Genomic DNA, 18,100 nt, shown 5'->3' on the forward strand with positions numbered 1-18,100 from the left:
CGTTCGGCGTGACCGCACGTATTCCCGGGCGGACGCACCGCCGGACACGCGCCGGAAGTGAGGAGACCGCCATCAGCGACCATGACGCCCAACTGCTGCGGGCGCTGCACGACGAGCACGCGGAGGCGCTGTACGCGCACGCCCTGCGGCTCGTCAACGGCGACCGACAGCGGGCCGAGGACCTGGTGCAGGAGACGCTGCTGCGGGCCTGGCGGCACCCCGAGTCCCTCGACCCGCAACGGGGCTCCGTGCGGGCCTGGCTGTTCACGACCGCCCGCAACCTGGCCATCGACGCCTGGCGTCGACGCTCCACCCGGGTCGGCGAGGTGTTCACCGACGAGATTCCCGAGCCGCCGGAGGTCGTCGACGAGGCCGAGCGCGCCGTGGAGGCGTGGACCGTCGCCGAGGCGTTGAACCGGCTCAGCCCCACCCACCGTGAAGTCCTGGTGGAGTGCTTCTACCAGGGGCGGTCGGTGGCGGAGGCGGCGTCGCGGCTGGGGGTGCCGCCGGGCACCGTCAAGTCGCGCACCCACTACGCGCTGCGCTCACTACGGTTGGTCCTGGCCGAGATGGGGGTGACGGGATGACTCGGTGCGAGTTCGCGCACGACGACGGCGCGTACGTGCTGGGCGCCCTGGCCCCCGCCGAGCGGGCGGCCTACGAGCGACACCTGGGCGGCTGCGCCTCCTGTCGGGACGCCGTCGCCGAGATCGCCGTCCTACCGGGACTGCTCGGCCGCCTCGACCCGGCGGGCCTGGAACAGTTCCTGCCACCGCCGACCGCGCCCCGGGCGCCCGCGCTGCTCGAGGAGGCCCGGGCGCGCCGGCGCCGCGAGCGCGCCAGGACCCGTCGTCGGTACGCCCTGACGGCGCTGGCCGCCGCCGCGCTCGCCCTGGTGGTCGGTGCCGGGACGGCCACGCTCCTGCCCCGACCGGTCAGCCCGTCGGGCCCTCCGGTGGCGCAGGGCACCCCCCGCCCCACCCCGCAGGTGTCGATGGTCGCCATGCGGCCGGTGGCGGTCGCCGGTCCGGTGCACGCCGACATCGGCCTGACCGGCAGCAAGTGGGGCACCGAGATCACCATGCACTGCGGGTACGACGCGCGGACGAGCTACGGCAAGGCGTACCCGTTCCGTCTGGTGGCGAAGGGGCCCAGCGGCGCCAGCGAACAGATCGGTTCGTGGCTCGCCGCGCCGGGCGACGACCTGGTGTTCACCGGCATGACCCGCTTCACCGACGCGGAGCTGGTCAGCGTGGAACTCCAACGAGCCGACGGCACCCCCCTGCTCACCTACGCAGTCCCGTAACCCACCCCCACCCCACCCCGCCCCACCCCCACCCCGTCGATCATGGAGTTGTGGTGGGTGACAAAACACCCGAACTAGTGTTCGGCGGGCACCACAACTCCATGATCGACCACGATGGGGCGGGTGCTGCGGGCGCGGCGGGCCTGGCGGATGGCGTCGGCGGTGAAGACCACCAGGGCGAGCCAGACCAGCGCGAAGCCGGCGACGCGGGCCGGCGGCATCGGCTCGTGGAAGATCAGCACACCGCAGGCGAGCTGGAGGACCGGCGCCAGGTACTGGATCATGCCGAGGCCGGTCAGCGGCAGCCGGTTGGCGGCCCCGGCGAAGAGCAGTAGCGGAATCGCGGTGGCCGCGCCGGCCAGCACCAGCAGCGCGGTGTGCCCGGCCGAGACGTGCCCGAAGGTCAGTCCGTCGTGGCGGGACAGCCAGGCCAGGTAACCCAGCGCGGGCAGCGCCAGCACCGCAGACTCGACGAAGAGCCCTTCGGTGGCGGGCAGCCCGAGCTGCTTCTTGATCAGGCCGTAGCCGGCGAAGCTGAACGCCAGGGTCAGCGCCAGCCAGGGCAGCCGGCCGTAGTCGACGGCGAGCACCGCGACGGCGGACCCGCCGATGCCCAGCGCCACCCACTGCGCGGCCCGTAGCCGCTCCCGCAGCACCGTCACCCCGAGCAGCACCACCACCAGGGGGTTGATGAAGTAGCCGAGCGCGGTCTCCACCACCCGGTCGGAGCTGACGCCGTAGATGTAGGTGCCCCAGTTCACGGCGATGAGCGTCGCTGCGGCGACGATCCCGGCGAGCGCCGCGCGTCGGCGCAGCAGCGTCCGCAGGAAGCCGATGTTGCGCAGCGCACCGAGCAGCAGGGCCACGAAGAGCACGGACCAGACGATCCGGTGGGCCAGGATCTCCAGCGGGCCGGTGGGCCGCAGCAGCTTGAAGTACAGCGGAAAGAAACCCCAGAGCAGGTACGCGCCGATGCCGTAGAGGTATCCCAGGCGGAGTGGCGTCACGCCTCCACCGTAAGGGGCTAACCTCCGTTTTGTTCCTTTCCGGTGACAGGAGTCACCGGCGGTCGCCGGTCGAGGTTCATCCACCGCTCGGGAACGGCCAACGGGGTGAAGCCCACCCGCGCGTACACCTCGTGCGCGTCGTTGGTGATCAGCAGGATCCGGCGTACGCCCAGCTCGTCCAGGTGGTCGCGGACCGCGCCCACCAGCCATGTGCCCAGGCCGAGCCCTCGCGCGGCCCGGTCGACGTACACGTCGCAGAGCCAGGCGAAGGTGGCGCGGTCGGTGACCACGCGGGCCACCGCGACCTGGCTGTCGTCGTCGGTCCGGTAGATGCCGAACGGCAGCGACCCCGCGAACGCCCGCACGACGCTCTCCCGGTCGCGCCCCAGCGCCCAGTACGCGTCGGTGGACAACCAGTGGTGCACGCGCTCCAGGTCGAGTCGGGTGGGATCGGTGCTGAGCAGGTGGCCGTCGGGCCGGGTCAGGGAGAACACGTCGGCGACGCTAACCGAGCCGAGGGGGCCGCCAGCCGGCCAATTCCCGAACTCTGGTCACCGCCCCGCCCCGCCCGACGGGGCCGGGCGGGGCGGGACGGCGGTGGTCGGTCAGTCCCGGTCGAGGACGGCCCCGAGGATCCAGGTCACGATGCTCACGAACAGGGCGCCGAGGACGGCGGCCGGCCAGAACCCGTCCACCGAGAACGGCAGCCCGGCCTGGTCGGCGATCCAACTGGTGAGCAGGAACAGCAGCCCGTTCACCACCAGTGCGATGAGGCCGAGCGTGAGCAGGTAGAAGCCACAGCCGACGGTCTTGATGACCGGCTGGAGCACCGCGTTGACGACACCGAAGATCGCCGCCACCAGGATGAGTGTGGTGACCGTCTGAACGGCGGAGGTCGACTCCAGGTCGATGCCTGGAATGAGCAGCGTGGCCAACCAGAAGGCCAGTGCCGTGGTGGCCAGCCGAATCAGCAACCCTTTCAGAAAACCCATGGCGGGGATCGTGCCACGGACCATCCACGGGCGTAACCCGGCAGTTGACCATCAAGGGTCGGCCCGCCTCGCGCGGGGCCGGCTCAGGCCCGTGCCGGCCGGCCGATCAGCTGGGCCTCGATCGGAGTCGGGGCGAGCAGCGCCCACCGCAGCGCGCGGCGGTTCACCACCGCCACCATGTCGTCGCGCATGCGGGTGAGCCAGCCGGCCGAGTCGCCCAGGCCGAGCGCCGACCCGGCCAGTACCGCCTCCGCTGGGCGCAGTCGTTGCAGCACGGCCAGGTCGGCGCGGCTCAACGTGTCCACGTCGGCCGGTGTCAGTTCGTCACGCACCACGAGGGTCGCACGCCATGCCGGGCCGGGTTCGGTGTCGGCCGGCGCCGGTCCGGTATCGACGACCAGCAGCAACGGTCGTAGCGCGTTGCCGGCCGAATCGGCGACGGGCCGACCCGGCGGGATCAGCGGAATCGTGCCGCCTGGGGCGCCCACCCCCCGTACGAACGGTTCCCAGACGCGCGGTCGCGCGGTCTGCACCACCACCAGCGCTCCCAGGGCCATCGCCCGCAACGCGACGAGCTGAGCGGCCGGTACCCCGCCCACCAACAGCACCCGCGTGCCCTCCGGCCGGAACAGCCGTACGGTGAGCGCGCCACCGTGCCGGTTGGTGCCGACCATCATCCCGGCCTCGCCCAAGGGCAGCTCCCAGTCGTCCAGCGCCGCCTCGGAACGTCCGGCCGAGATGAGCGCCAGCGGCAGCGTGGCGGCCAGGCCGTCCAGGTGTGCGCCGTCGAGTCGCCGCAGTTCCCCGCCCGTGCCGTCGACGAGGCGGCCCAGCGCGTCGACGGCCACGGTCAGTTCGGCCGTCGACGTGGCGGCGAGGCGTACCGTCAGCTCGGTCACCGCGGCGTCCACACCAGCGGCCGGTCCCACGCAGAGCGACACCGTCGTCGCGGTCGCCGGCAGCGTCAGCAGCCGGGGCACCAGCCGCCGTGCGGCCGCCCCACCCGCCTGCGGCCAGCGGACCAGCCGGAACGTGGCCTGGACCAAGGCGCCGGTGCGCAGCGACGGCCAGGTCGGGAGCACCGGCTCGCCGTCGTGATGGGCCAGTTCGCCCAGGACACGCAGTGCTGCGGGCACGCCGAGCGGCCGGGCGGTCAGTGGCCCGAGCCGACGGATGATCCGGCGGGTCGTGCCGGCGAGCGCCCGGCGCAGCGCCTCCGGTGGCCAGCCGTCCGCCCGCAGCACCCGGACCGCCAGCACCGCCCGCTCCCGCCCGACGAGGCGTCCGTCGGTGAGCTGGCGGTACGAGGTTCCGACCGTGCCACCCGCGGTCGGAACGGGGGCCGGTGTACCGCTGAGGAGCAGTTGGATCCGTACCGGTGGCACGTCCGGGCCCGGCGTCGGCAGCAGCGTGGACGGCGCGGGGATCGCCCGGGGCGCGTCGCCGAGGAGGTCGCCAGGGTCTCCGAGTTCCAGCAGCACCACCATGCCGCCGGTGTCCTCCAGGATCGCCGCCTGCCCACTGGACAGCTCGGTCGAGCCGACCACGGCGCCGGGAGCGACCAGGTCGAGCAGTTCGGCCGGACCCGCCCGCTCGTCCAACCCGCGCCGCCGGGCCACGTGCCCGGCGGCGGCCCCCAGCCACTCGAAGAGCCACCGGCCCCGGAACCGGACGCAGACGGCCGCCACGAGAAGTGCCGCCACCAGCAGCGCGGCGATCACGACCGGAGCCCCCCGGCCGAGGGCGGCGATCACGACCGCGGCGGCGACCTGCCCGGTGACCAGTTGGCCCACGCGCATGCCCGCGCCGAGCCGACCGATCGCGGCCCACCGCGCGGTGGCTCGTCGACGGGGTACGCCGTTCCCGGACACGTCGCCGAGAGTGTTCGACGCGCTGCCGCCGGCCGTGGTCGATCCGATGTCCGGTGCGGTGTCGACCGGCGAGGCGGCGGAGCCATCCGGCCCGGTCGTCGGGGAGGCGGCGCTCGGGCCCCACCCGGCGTGGCTCGCCGGCTGCGCGCCTGAAGTGGTGATCGGCGGCATCACGCCTCCTCGACCAGTCTGGACGTGCCCGGCGGCCGACCGCCTCCGGATGCCCGTCACGCGCCGCGACCGGGCTGCCGCACATCGTAGGCGACCGATGGCTGCCGTGGTTGTCCACAGGGGAGAGCCCGGGGGTAGCAGAACCGCTACCGGGCCGCTACCGTCAGCCACGAAGTTCATCGCTGACCCGTGTGCGACCGAGCTTGGCGAGCGGGTCACGCGAGCGGTGCGCTCCCACCGCGGGCGCATTGACAGCCAGGCACGACCGAGGAGACGAGGTGACGTCCGGGTGTCCCAGACCCAGGCAGAAGCGGCGGTGATGAAGCAGACCGCCACGAAGTTCGAGCAGGTGGACCAGTCGTTGCAGTCCATGCTGACCGGCCTGCTGGCCGAGTTGGAGGTGTTGCAGCAGGCCTGGCGCGGCGCCGGCGGGCGGTCGTTCGAGCAGGTCAAGCGACAGTGGGCAGAGGATCAGGCGGCGTTGCACCGCGCGCTGCGGGAGACCGCCGGTGCCATCCGCACCGCCGGCCACCAGTACGACGTCTCGGACGACGAGGCGGCCAGCCGGGTGGCCGGCACCAACCGCGGCGGCATCCAGCTGCCGCTCTGACCTGCCGGGAGGGTGTTCCGATGGACAACGGTGTGCTGGTCGTCAACTTCGCCGCGCTGCAACAGGCCGGCGCGGACATTCAGCGGGCGCTGAACACGCTCGACTCGCAGCTCGGCCAGCTCGAACGTGACGCTGCGCCGTTGGTGTCGGCCTGGTCCGGTGATGCCCGCCAGGCGTACGAGCAGCGCCAGGCGCGGTGGCGCTCCGCCTCGCAGGATCTGCAGGCGATGCTGCGAGCCATCAAGTTGGCGGTGGACGACTCCGCTGCCGACTACCTCGACACCGAGAAGAAGAACACCGGGCTGTTCCAGTGACGTCGGTGGGCCGGGAGCGCTGACCATGACCGCGTCGGTGCCCCGGTCGCCCTCGGGCGAGGGCCACGGCGGCGACCCGGTCGGGTCAGGCCGGCTCGGCCGGTCGCCATCGTCGGCGCGCGCCACGGGGCAGCACGAGGGCCAGCACCACCACGGCGACCGCCGTCACGCCGATCACCGCGCCGGCTACCAGAGCCCGGTCCCGGGCGGTCGCTCGACGCGACTGGCGGGCCAGCGCCGCCCGATCGGTCCGGTCGTCGGCGAGCGCGGCGGCCGATCGGGGACCACCTTGCCGGCCACCGGTCTCGGTGACTGCCCGGTAGGGGTTCAACACGCCGGCCCCGTACCCGCCGCCGTGTCCCGGGCCCGGCGCCGGATCGGCCGTGGCGACGATCCGCTCCACCACCTCGGCGGCTGTCAGCTCGGGGCGGTACGCGCGCAGCAGCGCCGCGGTGGCGGCCACGAACGGCGCGGCGTAACTGGTGCCCTCCACCCGTTGATGGCCCTGCGCCGGCGCGGCGACCAGCACCTCGCTGCCCGGGGCGACCAGATCGACGTACGAGCCGGTCTGGGAGAACGCCGCCCGCGTCCCGTCCGCCCCGATCGCGCCCACCCCGAGCACCCCGTCGTACGCGGCCGGGAACGGGCGCGGGTCACCGCTGTCGTGCAGGTTGCCCACGGCGGCCACCAGCACCACGTCGCGCTCGACGGCGTACCGGACGGCGGAACTGACCTGCGGGTCGTCGGCGTACAGCACCACGGAGAGGTTCACCACGTCGGCGTCGTGGTCGACGGCCCAGCGGATGGCGCGGGCGAACTCGCCGGCGCTGACCGTGCGTCCCGACTCGCGGCCCTGCACCACCTGCTGCTCACTCACGCGTACCGGCAGGATCCGGGCGGCCGGCGCCAGGCCGTGGAAGGCGACGTCAGGCCGTGGCGCCGCCGCGATGATGCTCGCCACACCGGTGCCGTGTCCGGCGCAGTCCCGGCCGCCGTCCCCGCCCGGTTCGAGCAGGTCGGTGCCGGCCAGCACCCGCCCCACCAACTGGGGGTGTACCCGGTCGACGCCGGAGTCGACCACCGCGACCGTCACCCCCGCGCCGGTGGTCAGCGGCGCGAGCCGTGCGGGGTCGTACCGCTGCTGGGGCCAGGGTGTGGCCTCGACCGGTCGAACGGGCGTCAGTGGGGTCGCGCAGGCCGGGGCCTTCCGGAGCGGGCCGGCGGCGACGGCCGGAGCTGTCGCGCCGGTCAGCAGCGCGACCGCCAGACCGGCCAGGACCGGGCGCGCAATCGACCGGGACATCGACAGCCTCCGTATCGTGTCGGCTCCGGAACGGGATGTTATCGCCTCGCCGTCGCCGGGGCGGACCGCCGCCGGCCAGCCATTGTGATCTTGATGCCACCTTGTAGGTTGTACGCGATACCTGTGGCCTGTTCTCGGGAGGAGAGGTGGCCGTGACCGAATGGGAGCCGGCCACGGAGGCCGAGGTGGCGATGCGGGAGGCGCTGCGCGCCAACGACCAGGAGCTGTACTTCCGCCTCCTGTCCCGCACCGATCTGCTGTTGCCCGTCTCCACTCCGGCGTCGTCCGGTCAGGCGGCCGGCTGGGGCACGTGGACGACGGGTGGCCGGACGCACGTGCTGGCCTTCACCTCCGCCGCGGCGTTACGGGCCTGCCTCGGCGAGCACGCGGGCACCCACCGCCGTGTCCCGTTCACCGATCTCGCTCTCGGCTGGCCCAACCACGAGTGGTGGCTCGCGGTCAACCCCGGGCTGCCCGTCGAGGGGTACCTGCCGTCCTGGTTCGTGTCGCAGCTATCCCGAGGTGATGTCCGGCTGCCGGGCCGCGCCATGGGCGCCCGGGCCCGACTTGAGCGGGCCGAGACCCTTTCCCGGTTCCGGTCGGGTACGACCGGTCGGGATGCCCCACCCACCGCCGGGTCCGTACCGCCTGCGCCGCCGGTCTCCGAGCCGGCATCGTCCGGACGACCTGAACCGAGGGGTGCGACGCCCCCCGTGAGTCCGCCTCCCGCCTCGGGCGTTTCCACCCGCTCGCCCGGTCTGGGTGACCTGCCGCGCCGCTCCGGCGTGGAGGATGTGCCCGCCGCCGGGCCACGGCAGCCGACCGAACCGCCCCGTCCCGTCCGGCCGGGCGCCGGCGTCGGGCCGGCGACGAGCCGTACGGCCCCGTCGCGGTACGTGCCGCTCGGTGCCGACCGCACCAACACCACCCCCGTCGACCAGCCGATTCCACGCGCCGGTCGGCCGTCCGCGATCCGGCCGGGCGGTGCGGGCGGCGGTTCGGCCGCCGGTGACGGCACCAACCAGGACGGTCGGCGTTCCTTCTTCGAACCGACGTCCGGTCGGCAGTCGGGACCGCCTCCGGTCGACGGTCGGACGGGCGACCGGGCCGTACCGCCCTCGCGGTTCGGGCGTGGTAGCCAGCCCTTCCCGCGCCGCCGCCCCGCCGACGCGCCGGGCGGCGACAGCACGACCCAGGCTTTCGCGATGCCCACGCCGGACGCCGGCCGCGGGTCGTGGCCGCCCGCCGACCCGGGCACAGCCCGGCTGGTACGAGCGCCGCTGATCGACGACGAGGCCACGCAGCCGCTGCCGCCGCGACGGCCCGATCCGTTGGCCGAGGAGCCCACCCACGCGTTCCGGGCGCCCGGTCCGGTCAACGGCGCGCCGCCGCCGACCCACACCGCCGGCTCGACATCCCCGGCGGACGAGACCCAGGCGATCCCGCGTGACCGTCCCGCGGAACGGCGGCGCTTCGAGCCGGTGGAGGAACTGCCGCCGACGGTCGCGGAACCGGTCTCCGGCCCGCCCGCCCCCCGCCGCGGGTTCACGCCCATCGTCATCGAGGGCACCATCATCGAGTCCCGGGATCTCCTCGACCCGGGCGAGGTCGGCCCCTTCTTCGACACCACGCGGCGACCCGGCCCGACCACCACCGCCCCGCCACCGTTCAGCCCGTCCGCGCCCGACCCTGCCGCTGCTTCGGCCGTCTGGGGCAGTGGAGCGGGTCTGCTGGATCCACCAGTCGTCGCCCCGGCCGCCGAGGCTGGTCCGGGCGTTCCCGGCCCGGCCACCGACGTCGGTCTGGGCGGCCCCCGTCCGGCCGGCGACGCTGACTCCGGTGCCGACGGCGACACCGGCCGGTCGTTCCGATTCCCGGCAGGTCACGAATCCGAGCCGGCGCGTCCCGCCGCCGAGGCGGAGGCGGAGATCGCGGATGCCGCCGACCGTCCGACGGTCGACGAGCCGGTGTCGCCGCAGTTCCAGCCGGCGAACACCGTCGAGGAGGACCTGCTCGGCGCTGCCGGGGCCGGGAGCACGGACACGTTCCTGTCCACTCTGCTGCTGGCCCGGGTGCTGCTGCCGGCGGCGGCGGACTCGAAGCGGGGCAGCCGTCCCGGCGACCCGGGCTTCGTCTGGCGCACCGCCCGCCTCGACGGCGAGACGTACGTGGTGGTCTACACGTCCCCGGAGCGCCTCGCCGACCACGTCGACGGCGCTGTCGACACCGTCCGGGTGAAGTTCGCCCAACTGATCCGGCGCTGGCCCGACGAGGACTGGTCGTTCGCGGTCAACCCGGGTACCCCGGTTGGCGCGAAGTTGCCCGGTGACCAGATCGTCGCGTTGGCCAACTGGGCGGCCGAGGTGGGCCTCGGCGACGATCTGGAGGTCGACCCGGTGGAGCCGGCGGCCGAGGCGGAGCCCACCGCCCGTCCCCGGTACGCCCCGGCGGCGGTCGACCCGGCCCGCCCGACCGTCATGCAGAAGGCGATCGCGCCCAGCCAACTCGCGTACTACCTGGAACGGGGGTACGACCGGGTCTCGGGTTTCGTGCACCGGGCCGGTGAGCTGGCCCACCTGACCACGCCGGCCGAGCTGCACGACGCATTGGGCCTGAACTACCCCGGTTCGCCGTTCGTGCGGGACGCCGAGGAGATCTACGTGCTGCGGTGGCCGGCGCACCGGCCCAGCCTCTACCGGATTCCGTACGGTGGGCAGAACGAGGCGGCGATGCGTGCGATGGAGGGCTGGGTCATCGAGCGTCCGCCGTTCCGGGGCAACGGCTTCGCCCCGGGCGAGAGCAGTGACGTGGTGGCGGAGTTCAAGGTGGACAGCGCCCGCCTCCCGCACGGTGCACAGCTCTGGCGGATCGGCGACGACGGCACCGAACGGGTGGTCGCGGTCCTCGACACGGACGCGGTCACCTGGCGACGGGTTCCGGAGGAGTGATGCGCGACGGTTACGTGGCCCGGTGGCAGGGCCGGGAGTACCAGGCCAGCCCGGACGGCGACGACATCCGCCTCTACCAGCCCGAGCCGGGCGAGGGCTTCGAGGAGGTCCGCGCGGGCCGTTACGTGCGGGTGCTGCCGGCGAGCGAGATCGAGGATCTGGCGTACGTGCGGACCACCTGCACGTGGCAGGGGCAGCCGTTCATCGTGCTCGGCGAGCACGACGCCTGGCTGCGTGTCGAGTACACGGGCGGTCGTTGGCCGGTGGCCGAGGCGATGCGGTTGGAGGTGTTCGACTTCGGCGTCTACCAGGGTTGGGCGCCGGCCGCCGAGGTCAGCGACCTCCGTGAGCAGCGGGTCTGACGGGTCACGACTTCGCCCACCGCAGGATCTCGCCGAGTACCAGCTCGGGGGCTTCCAGGTGCGGGAAGTGCCCCACCCCGTCCAGCAGACGCCACTCGTACGGCGCGACGACGTACCGGCCCGACCCGAGGGCGGTCCGTGGCAGGGCGGCGACGTCGGCCGCCCCGTGCAGTTGCAGAGTCGGAGTGACCAGTGGCTTCTGCATGAGGCGCACGAATCGGTAGCCGTGCAGCCGCAGCACGGAACGGAAGGCCCAGCGGTAGCCTTCCAGCGCGCAGAAGGCGGCCTGCGGGATGCGCATCGCCTCCCGACATCGTTCGGCGTACGCCTCGAAGTCCGCGCTGGCGACCCAGCGTGGGCCGGCCCAGCGGCGCAGGATCTCTTCGACGCCCGCCGCGCCGTCCCTGGTGAGCACGTGCTCGTAGCGGGGGAGCTGGAACTTCAACGCCGGAGTGGATGCGGCGAACTGCCCGCGTGGGTCGGCGAAGATGGCGGCGCGCAGCCGTAGCGGGTGGGGTGCGCCCAGGACCACCAGCCGGCGGACCAGGGTCGGGTGGAACGACGCCACCGTCCAGGCGACCATGCCGCCGACGCCGCTGCCGACGAGTGTCGCCGAGCGTTCACCGAGGGCCCGGATGAGGCCGGCGATGTCGGCGGCGAGGGTGTAGCCGTCGTACCCCCGGGGTGGTTTGTCGCTCGCGCCGTAGCCGCGCAGGTCCACGGCGACCGCGCGGAAGCCGGCGTCGGCGACCGCGGGGAGCATCTGGTGCCAGGCCCACCAGTGCTCGGGGAAGCCGTGCAGGAAGAGCACCATGGGCCCGGTGCCGGCCTCGACCACGTGGAAGCGGCTGCCGTTGGCGCCGACGAAACGGTGCGTCCACGGCCCCTCGGTGAGGACGCAGGACTCGTCGACGGCTTCGCCGCGCTGGTCGGTCATGGTTGACAGCCTAGGACCCTGTCGGGAGGGGACCGTCTCGCCGGCCCGTGTCCGGCCCCGGCGGTCAGCCGACCGGCCGGATGTCGACGATGGTGGCCGGGATGCCCGGGCCGCAGTCGACGGCCGGGTCGGCGGGGCCGATGGTCACCCGGACGGTCGTGCCGACGGCGAAGGTGCCCTTGCCGGTGCCGTGCAGCGCGTACTGCCGGCCGTCGTCGGTGACGAGGCCGTAGCAGGGGCCGTCGCCGCCCCGGTTGATCCGTCCGGCCAGGGCGTTGGCCCGGCGGGCGTCGGTCGGCTTGCGCGGCGGGCCGGTCGGCGGGCGCAGGGTGGGAAGCGGGACGCGTGAGCGCGACGGGCGGCCGGCGGGGGACGACGGCGTCGGTTCGGTGGGTGGTTTCGGTGCGGCGGAGGACGCTTGCGCGCCGGTCGCCGGAGTGCCGGACGGGATCTGCTCGGCGGACACGGTGCCCCCCTCGTTCGGTGTTCCGGCGCAGCCGGTCAGCGCCAGCAGGGTGGCCAGACCGAGGCCGGTCAGGGTGGTGCGGGTTCGCGGTCGCACGGTTGTCGGACGTGCGGCCTCCGGTCGAGGTTCCCGGAAACGGGCGATGCCCGGGCAGGTGACCTGCCCGGGCATCGGCGTGGTGCGGTGTCGCGTGATCCGAGGATCAGAAGAAGCGGACGGTGGTGTTGATGCCGTCCTGCGACAGAACCTGGATCTTCCGGCCGGTAGCCGGGAGCTTGACGCCGTGGTTCGGCAGCTCCGGGTACCAGTACTGCTGGGTGTCGTCGAACAGCGGCTGCGCGGCCTGGCCCCGGACGTACTGGGCCTGGCTGTTGATGTGCAGCGTGAACGAGTCGGCCTTCTTCAGGCTGAACGGCGCGTCGTAGACCTGGACGCGGGCCCGCCAGGGGGCGCCGGTCAGGTTGTACAGCGGCCGCGGGTGCGCGTCGATGTACAGGTTCCGACCCTCACCCGGGTGCTCGAACGTGTCGTTGTCCGCCCACCGCAGGTTCCAGTAGGAGATCAGCAGACCCTCCTGGTACGCGTAGTGGTCGACCAGGTCCGGGCGGGTGTTCTGGTAGCCGAAGTAGTACGGGCCGGTCTTGAGGTACTTGTCGTACGAGGTGTACGACCGGGTGCCGGCAATGTAGTAGTTCGCGAACTTCTTGGTGTAGGTGGCCGAGGCGATCTCGAACAACCCGGTGAAGGTCCAGCCGTTGGCGCCGTTCTCGCCGCCGTCGGTGAACACGGTCTGACCGTCGGCGGTCACGGTGATCGCGTCACCGTAGAAGCCACCTCGGGAGACGCCGCCGTCGGTCTGGTAGCGCAGCCGGAACTGCACGACCTTGCCCGCCGCCGAGTTCATCGGGATGTTGACGTCGACCCACTTGCCGCCGCTGGAGCCGTCCAGGGCGAAACGCCCGGGGGAGATCTCCTTCAGCGGGTTGCCGTTGACGGTGCCGGGCAGGGTCGCCCAGGTCTTGCCGCCGTCGGCCGACACCTCGAAGAACAGGTAGTCGAAGCCGGCCTCGATGTTGTAGCGGCCCTTCATGGTCAGGGCGGCCGACGATTTCCCGGTGAGGTCCAGCGTCCGGGTCATCGTGCTGTTGATGTTGTCCTCGTTGCCCGTGAAGAACTGCTTGCTGCCCTCGAACGGCGCACCGTTCGAGAAGCTGTACTCCCGCGGCGGCAGGTTAACCACCGCGGCCTGCGCCTCCGGCGAGTTGTACTCCTGCGGGCCGAGAACCACATCGCGCTTCTCGTTCGGCCCGAGCGTGTCGTAGTCGAGCCAGCCGAGCTGGAGCTTGTTCCACGCGCCGAGGTCGCCGCCGCGCTCGCCGATGCCGCCGTCGTTCTTGGCGCCGAGCCGGCTCTGGGCCATCAGGGTCCAGTGCTCGTTGTTGTTGTCGCCACCGTTGATGACGTTGTAGTCGTCCGGCAGACCGAGGTCGTGGCCGTACTCGTGGTAGAAGACGCTCCGGCCACCGTTCTCCGGCTGGATGGTGTAGTCGCCGATCCAGACGCCGGTGTTGCCGATCTGGGTGCCGCCGGCCGGGAAGTCCTCCGGGCCGGTGTTGCCCTGGTCCGAGGCGTACGCGTACCAGCGGTGGCTCCAGATGGCGTCCTCACCCTGGATCGGGTCGCCGTCGGCCTGGTCGCCGCCGGAGTGGACGATCTGGAAGTGGTCGATGTAGCCGTCCGGCTCGTTGAAGTTGCCGTCACCGTCGTAGTCGTACCGGTCGTACTCGTCCATCGACTTGACGTCGGCGGCGATTTCCTCGTCGGTACGGCCGGCGGCCTTCTGGTCGGCGACCCACTGGTTGGCCGCGTCGCGGACCAGGTCCCAGGTGTTGTCGCAGACGTTGCTGTCGCAGACCGCCGGGTCGTTGGCCGGGTTGGCGGTGTCGTCGTCGGCGATCGGGTCGTCCGAGCGGCCGTACCGGGCCTCGTTGTACTTGACCTTGACCCAGTCGGTGACCTCGCCCTCGACGCTGTAGCGACCCGAGGACTGGGCCTCGTAGTACTGCTTCAGCGACTCGTCACCGGGGTTGGTGCCGAAGTAGAGCTGCCGGTAGTGGTCGGCGTTGTAGTCCGGCTGCCAGACGGTGGAGTTGTCCACCGCCCGGTTGGGCGCCGGGATCTGGTTGTGCAGCGGCCCGTCGAACTTGGTCGGCCCCGCGGTGTCGGGGTCGATGTTCTTGTCCGGGTAGTCCGGGTGCCGCTCGTTGCCGAACTCGGCAAGGATCACGAAGATCTTGTCGGTCCGCTCGCGGGAGAGTTCGACGTACTGGTCCTCGGTCTGGGCCGTGCCCGCCCCGGTGGTGCGGGCGGTGGCCCCGTCGGCCTGGGTCTTGCCGACCTTGACGACCGTGCTGCCGTTGACCTTCTGTGCCTTGGCCTTGCCGGTGAGGACCTTGCTGAGGCCCTCCTGGCGCAGCGCTCGCCGCTTGTCCTCCAGCGGGTTCGGCAGGTCGTGGTCGGCAAGGGCGGGCTCGGCGACCGACGGAGCGGCCGTCGGCAATTTCGGCTGCGGCGCGGCACTGGCGGACGGTCCGAACGCCAGCCCCGTCGCCGTCAGTGAAAGCCCGAGCAGACCCACTGCGACTTTGCGCACGTGGTACCTCCGGTGTGAGGGAACCGACCCAACGGGGGTACGGGCCGGTGATAGATCGATCCCACTAGTGGGACCAATGGTGAACATAGACACTGCTGGGACGGGTGGGAAGATGCGCGCGTCGATTTGTTGCAAGATTTTGTTGGGAACGCTTTTCACCGTCACACCCCCGCGCTTCATCTGCGCTCGAGGAGGGGCGGGCTGGCCGGCAACGTCCGCAGCGATACGTTTCGATCAATAAGATCAGGCGATACGACAGTGGGGCCGGTGGCGTTCCCGCCACCGGCCCCACCATCAGTTGCCGAACCCGTTAAACCGTCACTTCTTCGCCGGGGTGACGTAGATCGTGGCGGACGAGTTGTCCTTCGCGGCCTTACGGATCGTCAACGAGACGCCGTTCTCCACGCCCGCGTCGGCCGGGTTACCCGTGCCGAGCACGATCGCGCCGCCGCCCAGGGTCACGCCGTAGAAGTCCGGCGCCGGGCTACCGTCCGGGTTGGTCACCCGGGTGGTGTACGGCGCGTTGCCACGCGACGGAACGACCACGGAGGCGTCGTTGTCCCGGGCGTACGCGGCACCGTCGCGGATCTCGATGCCCGGGTACCAGCCCTTGGCGTCGGTGAAGCCCTTCACCGGAGCCTGCGCCTTGAACTTCGTGCAGTACGCGCTGTACGGCTCGCCCGCCGCCTCCAGGCACTCCGTGAAGGGGTACGTCTTCTGGAGCGAGAAGGCCGCGTTCGACGACTGCGGACGGCTCGGCAGGTTGTCCGTCACCGACGGGTCCTTCTCGGCCGCCGTGCCGGTACGCCGGTACGGCTGGTAGTGCGAGTCGACGATGAGCAGCCCACCCTTGGCGCCGTAGCTCGGCAGGGAGGTCATCTGCCCGGTGACGTGGTTGACGTCGCCCAGCGCGCTGTCCCGGTACCACACCAGCATGCCCGGGGCGTTGTAGGAGATCCGGTCGACCTTCCACGCCTCGTGCGAGTAGATGGTGTCGTAGGCGTACTTCAGGCCCTTGTCGAAGCCGTCGAAGTTGCGCCACTCGGCCAGGTAGTACTGCGCGTGCACCTCGGTGCCGCCGGAGACCTTCCAGCCCGCGCCGGTGGTGTCGACGAAGGTGCCGCCGCTGGTCTCCCAGCCGTTCGCGCCGCCCTCGACGTCGTCGCTCCACGTGGTGGCGCCGCCGCCGGTCACCGAGAAGTCGTCGACGAACCAGTTGCGCTCCTCGAACGCCTCATCGGTGGCCAGGCGCAGTCGCACCTGGACGGTCTTACCCGCGTACGCCGACAGGTCGACGTAGTCGTGACGCCAACCCTCGGTGCTGCCGGTCAGGCCGTACTTCTTGCCACCGAAGTCGTTCATCCGGCCGTTCGGGTCGCCGTAGTTGTCCGGCGTCGTGACGACCGTGCCGTCCTCGGCGTACACCTTCTGCTCGGACCAGGTGGTTCCACCGTCGGTCGACAGCTCGAGGAAGCCGAAGTCCCAGTCCTCCTCGATGATGTAGTTGTTCCACATCCAGAACTTGGCGTCCGCGGCGTTGGGCACGTCGACCGAACGGCTCAGCTTGACATCGGCCCAGCTCTGGTCGTTGTTGCTGTGCCACATCTTGGTGCCGCTGTGCGGGGTGGCCAGGACGGTCACCTTGTCCGGCAGGTCGACCTTGATGCCGTCCTCGGCGTCGATCGGCGTACGCGAGGTCTGCCCGAGCTTGACCTCACGCGGGTTGGAGCCGGGGCGGATGGTCAGCGGGTCGGCCCAGCCGAGCACCCACTTGTCCCAGATGCCCATGTGCGTCGGCAGCGCCTGGAAGATCTCACCGGAGTGTGAACCGGAGGCCATCAGGTCCCAGAAGTCCACGTCGGAGTCGGCGTTGCCGGAGGTGTCGTAGAGGTCCGGCAGACCGAGGTCGTGACCGAACTCGTGGGCGAAGACGCCGACGCCGGCGTCCTCGGGCTGCACGATGTAGTTCGACACCTTCAGGCTGGTGCCCGGAATGGTGTAACCACCCGGAACCGAGGAGGAGTGCGCCCACACGGCGTACACGCCCTGGTCGCCGCCGCCACTCGACTTGCCCTTACCCGCGTGCACCAGCACCAGGTGGTCGATCACGCCGTCCGGCTCGAAGAGGTTGCCGTCACCGTCGCGGTCGGCCTGGTCTTCCTTGTCGTAGTCGGCCCACGGGAAGGTCGGGTCCTTGGCGGCCAGCGCCGCGATGGCGTCGGTCGCCAGCCGGCCCGCGCCGGCCGGGTTGTCCGGGTGGCCGTTCATCGACTGCTCCCGGCCGGGAACCCAGTTGCCGTTCTCGTCCTGGGTGCAGCGGTTGGCCGCGTACCAGCCCTCCGAGTGCGGCACGGTGATCCACGGGCTGGCCTGCCCGTCGACCGTGTACGCGTTCTTGGACATCTCCAGGTACATGTTGTGCATCGTGCGACCGGAGATGTCGATGCCCTTCTTGCCGTCCGGGCCCTTGAGGTCCTTGCGGACCCGCTCGGTAATGCCCTTCTTGCTGTACAGCATCTTGTTGTAGTGCGACGGCGAGAAGTCCGGCACCCACATCGAGTTGTTGTCCTCGTGCGCGAGGCGCGACGGGTCCGGGATCTTGTTGTGCTTCGGCCCGTTCTGCACGGTGCCGGGGACGCAGGTCCGGTCCTCGAACACCGTCTTCGGGACCATCACGTTGGTGAAGTCGTCGTTCGCCTTGTCGTTGAACTCCACCAGCAGCGTCAGCAGCTTCGCCGTCTGCGTGGTGGGCGACTGCTTGATCTGCCGCGGGCTCTTGCCCGTCTTGATCGACTTGGCCTCGATCTGCGCGAGCTGGCGCGCGGTCACCGGGTTGCCCCGCGCGTGCTTCTGGTCGAACGCGCGGGCGTCGTCGACGGCCGGCGTGTAGACGCCGTTCTTGCCCTTGACCTCGCGGCCGGTGGTGTCCGGCTGCACCTCGGGCTCGGCGTAGTTGATGTAGTACTCGTCAGCCCCGATCACCGCCCGGGGGGTGGTGGACGGCTGTGCCGCCGCACTGCCACTCACGGTCAGTGACGTGGCCGCGAGGGCGATGACGGGCAGCGCGACGAGTAGTCGTCGGCGCGACCCCGGATGGGAGTTTCTGTTCATGCCGCTCCGTTTCTCGGGCATGGGCGAGGGAAGCCGGCAGACTCCAGGC

General features: G+C 71.7%; 15 protein-coding genes. 6 read left to right on the top strand and 9 right to left on the bottom strand.

The annotated features are described in order from the left end of the window. Positions 1-71: 71 nt before the first annotated feature. Both ACTFTM_RS02915 and ACTFTM_RS02920 read left to right on the top strand, forming a co-directional pair. The gene (locus ACTFTM_RS02915) at positions 72-587 is read left to right on the top strand and encodes a sigma-70 family RNA polymerase sigma factor (RefSeq protein ID WP_449566521.1); all 516 of its coding nucleotides are present in this window, start codon (positions 72-74) and stop codon (positions 585-587) included. Beyond that, positions 584-1,306, top strand: coding sequence for an anti-sigma factor family protein (locus ACTFTM_RS02920; RefSeq protein WP_449564327.1), 723 nt, complete (start codon positions 584-586; stop codon positions 1,304-1,306). Before ACTFTM_RS02915 ends, ACTFTM_RS02920 begins: the two co-directional genes overlap by 4 nt. Before the next feature lie 74 nt (positions 1,307-1,380). Here the strand turns inward: ACTFTM_RS02920 and rarD are convergent, their stop codons facing one another. The 4 genes from rarD to eccE form a co-directional block, all read right to left on the bottom strand. Continuing rightward, complete coding sequence (rarD, locus tag ACTFTM_RS02925) at positions 1,381-2,313, bottom strand: EamA family transporter RarD (RefSeq protein ID WP_449564328.1); 933 nt, start codon at positions 2,311-2,313, stop codon at positions 1,381-1,383. A gap of 17 nt (positions 2,314-2,330) precedes the next feature. Next, entirely contained in the window at positions 2,331-2,807 is a 477-nt protein-coding gene (locus tag ACTFTM_RS02930) for a GNAT family N-acetyltransferase (RefSeq protein ID WP_449564329.1), read from the bottom strand. A 111-nt stretch (positions 2,808-2,918) separates the two neighbouring features. Further along, positions 2,919-3,305 carry a phage holin family protein gene (locus ACTFTM_RS02935; RefSeq protein ID WP_422737863.1) on the bottom strand — a complete coding sequence of 129 codons (387 nt, stop codon included), beginning with the start codon at positions 3,303-3,305 and terminating at the stop codon, positions 2,919-2,921. A gap of 83 nt (positions 3,306-3,388) precedes the next feature. Beyond that, positions 3,389-5,347 (bottom strand): type VII secretion protein EccE, encoded by a 1,959-nt coding sequence (gene eccE, locus ACTFTM_RS02940; RefSeq protein ID WP_449564330.1) that lies wholly within the window; start codon positions 5,345-5,347, stop codon positions 3,389-3,391. A 289-nt stretch (positions 5,348-5,636) separates the two neighbouring features. Between eccE and ACTFTM_RS02945 the strand changes: the two genes are divergently transcribed. After that, positions 5,637-5,957, top strand: a complete 321-nt coding sequence (locus ACTFTM_RS02945) for a WXG100 family type VII secretion target (protein WP_449564331.1) — start codon at positions 5,637-5,639, stop codon at positions 5,955-5,957. Positions 5,958-5,977: 20 nt separating this feature from the next. After that, positions 5,978-6,271, top strand: coding sequence for a WXG100 family type VII secretion target (locus ACTFTM_RS02950; protein WP_396800471.1), 294 nt, complete (start codon positions 5,978-5,980; stop codon positions 6,269-6,271). 85 nt (positions 6,272-6,356) lie between these two features. Here ACTFTM_RS02950 and mycP read toward each other — a convergent pair whose 3' ends face one another. Further along, on the bottom strand, positions 6,357-7,574 hold the full coding sequence (mycP, locus tag ACTFTM_RS02955) for a type VII secretion-associated serine protease mycosin (protein ID WP_449564332.1): 1,218 nt from the start codon (positions 7,572-7,574) through the stop codon (positions 6,357-6,359). Between the two features lie 152 nt (positions 7,575-7,726). Between mycP and ACTFTM_RS02960 the strand changes: the two genes are divergently transcribed. Both ACTFTM_RS02960 and ACTFTM_RS02965 read left to right on the top strand, forming a co-directional pair. Further along, a complete protein-coding gene (locus ACTFTM_RS02960) occupies positions 7,727-10,522 on the top strand; it encodes an SseB family protein (protein WP_449564333.1) in 2,796 nt (931 codons plus the stop codon). Beyond that, positions 10,519-10,884, top strand: a complete 366-nt coding sequence (locus tag ACTFTM_RS02965) for a hypothetical protein (protein WP_074316084.1) — start codon at positions 10,519-10,521, stop codon at positions 10,882-10,884. Before ACTFTM_RS02960 ends, ACTFTM_RS02965 begins: the two co-directional genes overlap by 4 nt. Before the next feature lie 4 nt (positions 10,885-10,888). Here ACTFTM_RS02965 and ACTFTM_RS02970 read toward each other — a convergent pair whose 3' ends face one another. From ACTFTM_RS02970 to ACTFTM_RS02985, 4 genes are all read right to left on the bottom strand, one after another. Beyond that, positions 10,889-11,821 carry an alpha/beta fold hydrolase gene (locus ACTFTM_RS02970; protein WP_449564334.1) on the bottom strand — a complete coding sequence of 311 codons (933 nt, stop codon included), beginning with the start codon at positions 11,819-11,821 and terminating at the stop codon, positions 10,889-10,891. Positions 11,822-11,885: 64 nt separating this feature from the next. Further along, positions 11,886-12,383: a hypothetical protein gene (locus ACTFTM_RS02975; protein ID WP_449564335.1), complete on the bottom strand. Its 498-nt coding sequence runs from the start codon at positions 12,381-12,383 to the stop codon at positions 11,886-11,888. Positions 12,384-12,489: 106 nt separating this feature from the next. Then, positions 12,490-14,925 (bottom strand): immune inhibitor A domain-containing protein, encoded by a 2,436-nt coding sequence (locus ACTFTM_RS02980; protein WP_449566522.1) that lies wholly within the window; start codon positions 14,923-14,925, stop codon positions 12,490-12,492. A gap of 333 nt (positions 14,926-15,258) precedes the next feature. Further along, positions 15,259-18,051 (bottom strand): immune inhibitor A domain-containing protein, encoded by a 2,793-nt coding sequence (locus ACTFTM_RS02985; RefSeq protein ID WP_449564336.1) that lies wholly within the window; start codon positions 18,049-18,051, stop codon positions 15,259-15,261. Positions 18,052-18,100 lie beyond the last annotated feature (49 nt).

Source organism: Micromonospora sp. RB23 (genome assembly GCF_053585025.1).

Bases quoted from the DNA above. Each gene is read 5' to 3' on its own strand.
- ACTFTM_RS02920 (WP_449564327.1), top strand. From the start codon at position 584: ATGACTCGGTGCGAGTTCGCGCACGACGACGGCGCGTACGTGCTGGGC.
- mycP (WP_449564332.1), bottom strand. From the start codon at position 7,574: ATGTCCCGGTCGATTGCGCGCCCGGTCCTGGCCGGTCTGGCGGTCGCG.
- ACTFTM_RS02950 (WP_396800471.1), top strand. From the start codon at position 5,978: ATGGACAACGGTGTGCTGGTCGTCAACTTCGCCGCGCTGCAACAGGCC.
- ACTFTM_RS02970 (WP_449564334.1), bottom strand. From the start codon at position 11,821: ATGACCGACCAGCGCGGCGAAGCCGTCGACGAGTCCTGCGTCCTCACC.
- ACTFTM_RS02985 (WP_449564336.1), bottom strand. From the start codon at position 18,051: ATGAACAGAAACTCCCATCCGGGGTCGCGCCGACGACTACTCGTCGCG.
- ACTFTM_RS02935 (WP_422737863.1), bottom strand. From the start codon at position 3,305: ATGGGTTTTCTGAAAGGGTTGCTGATTCGGCTGGCCACCACGGCACTG.
- eccE (WP_449564330.1), bottom strand. From the start codon at position 5,347: ATGCCGCCGATCACCACTTCAGGCGCGCAGCCGGCGAGCCACGCCGGG.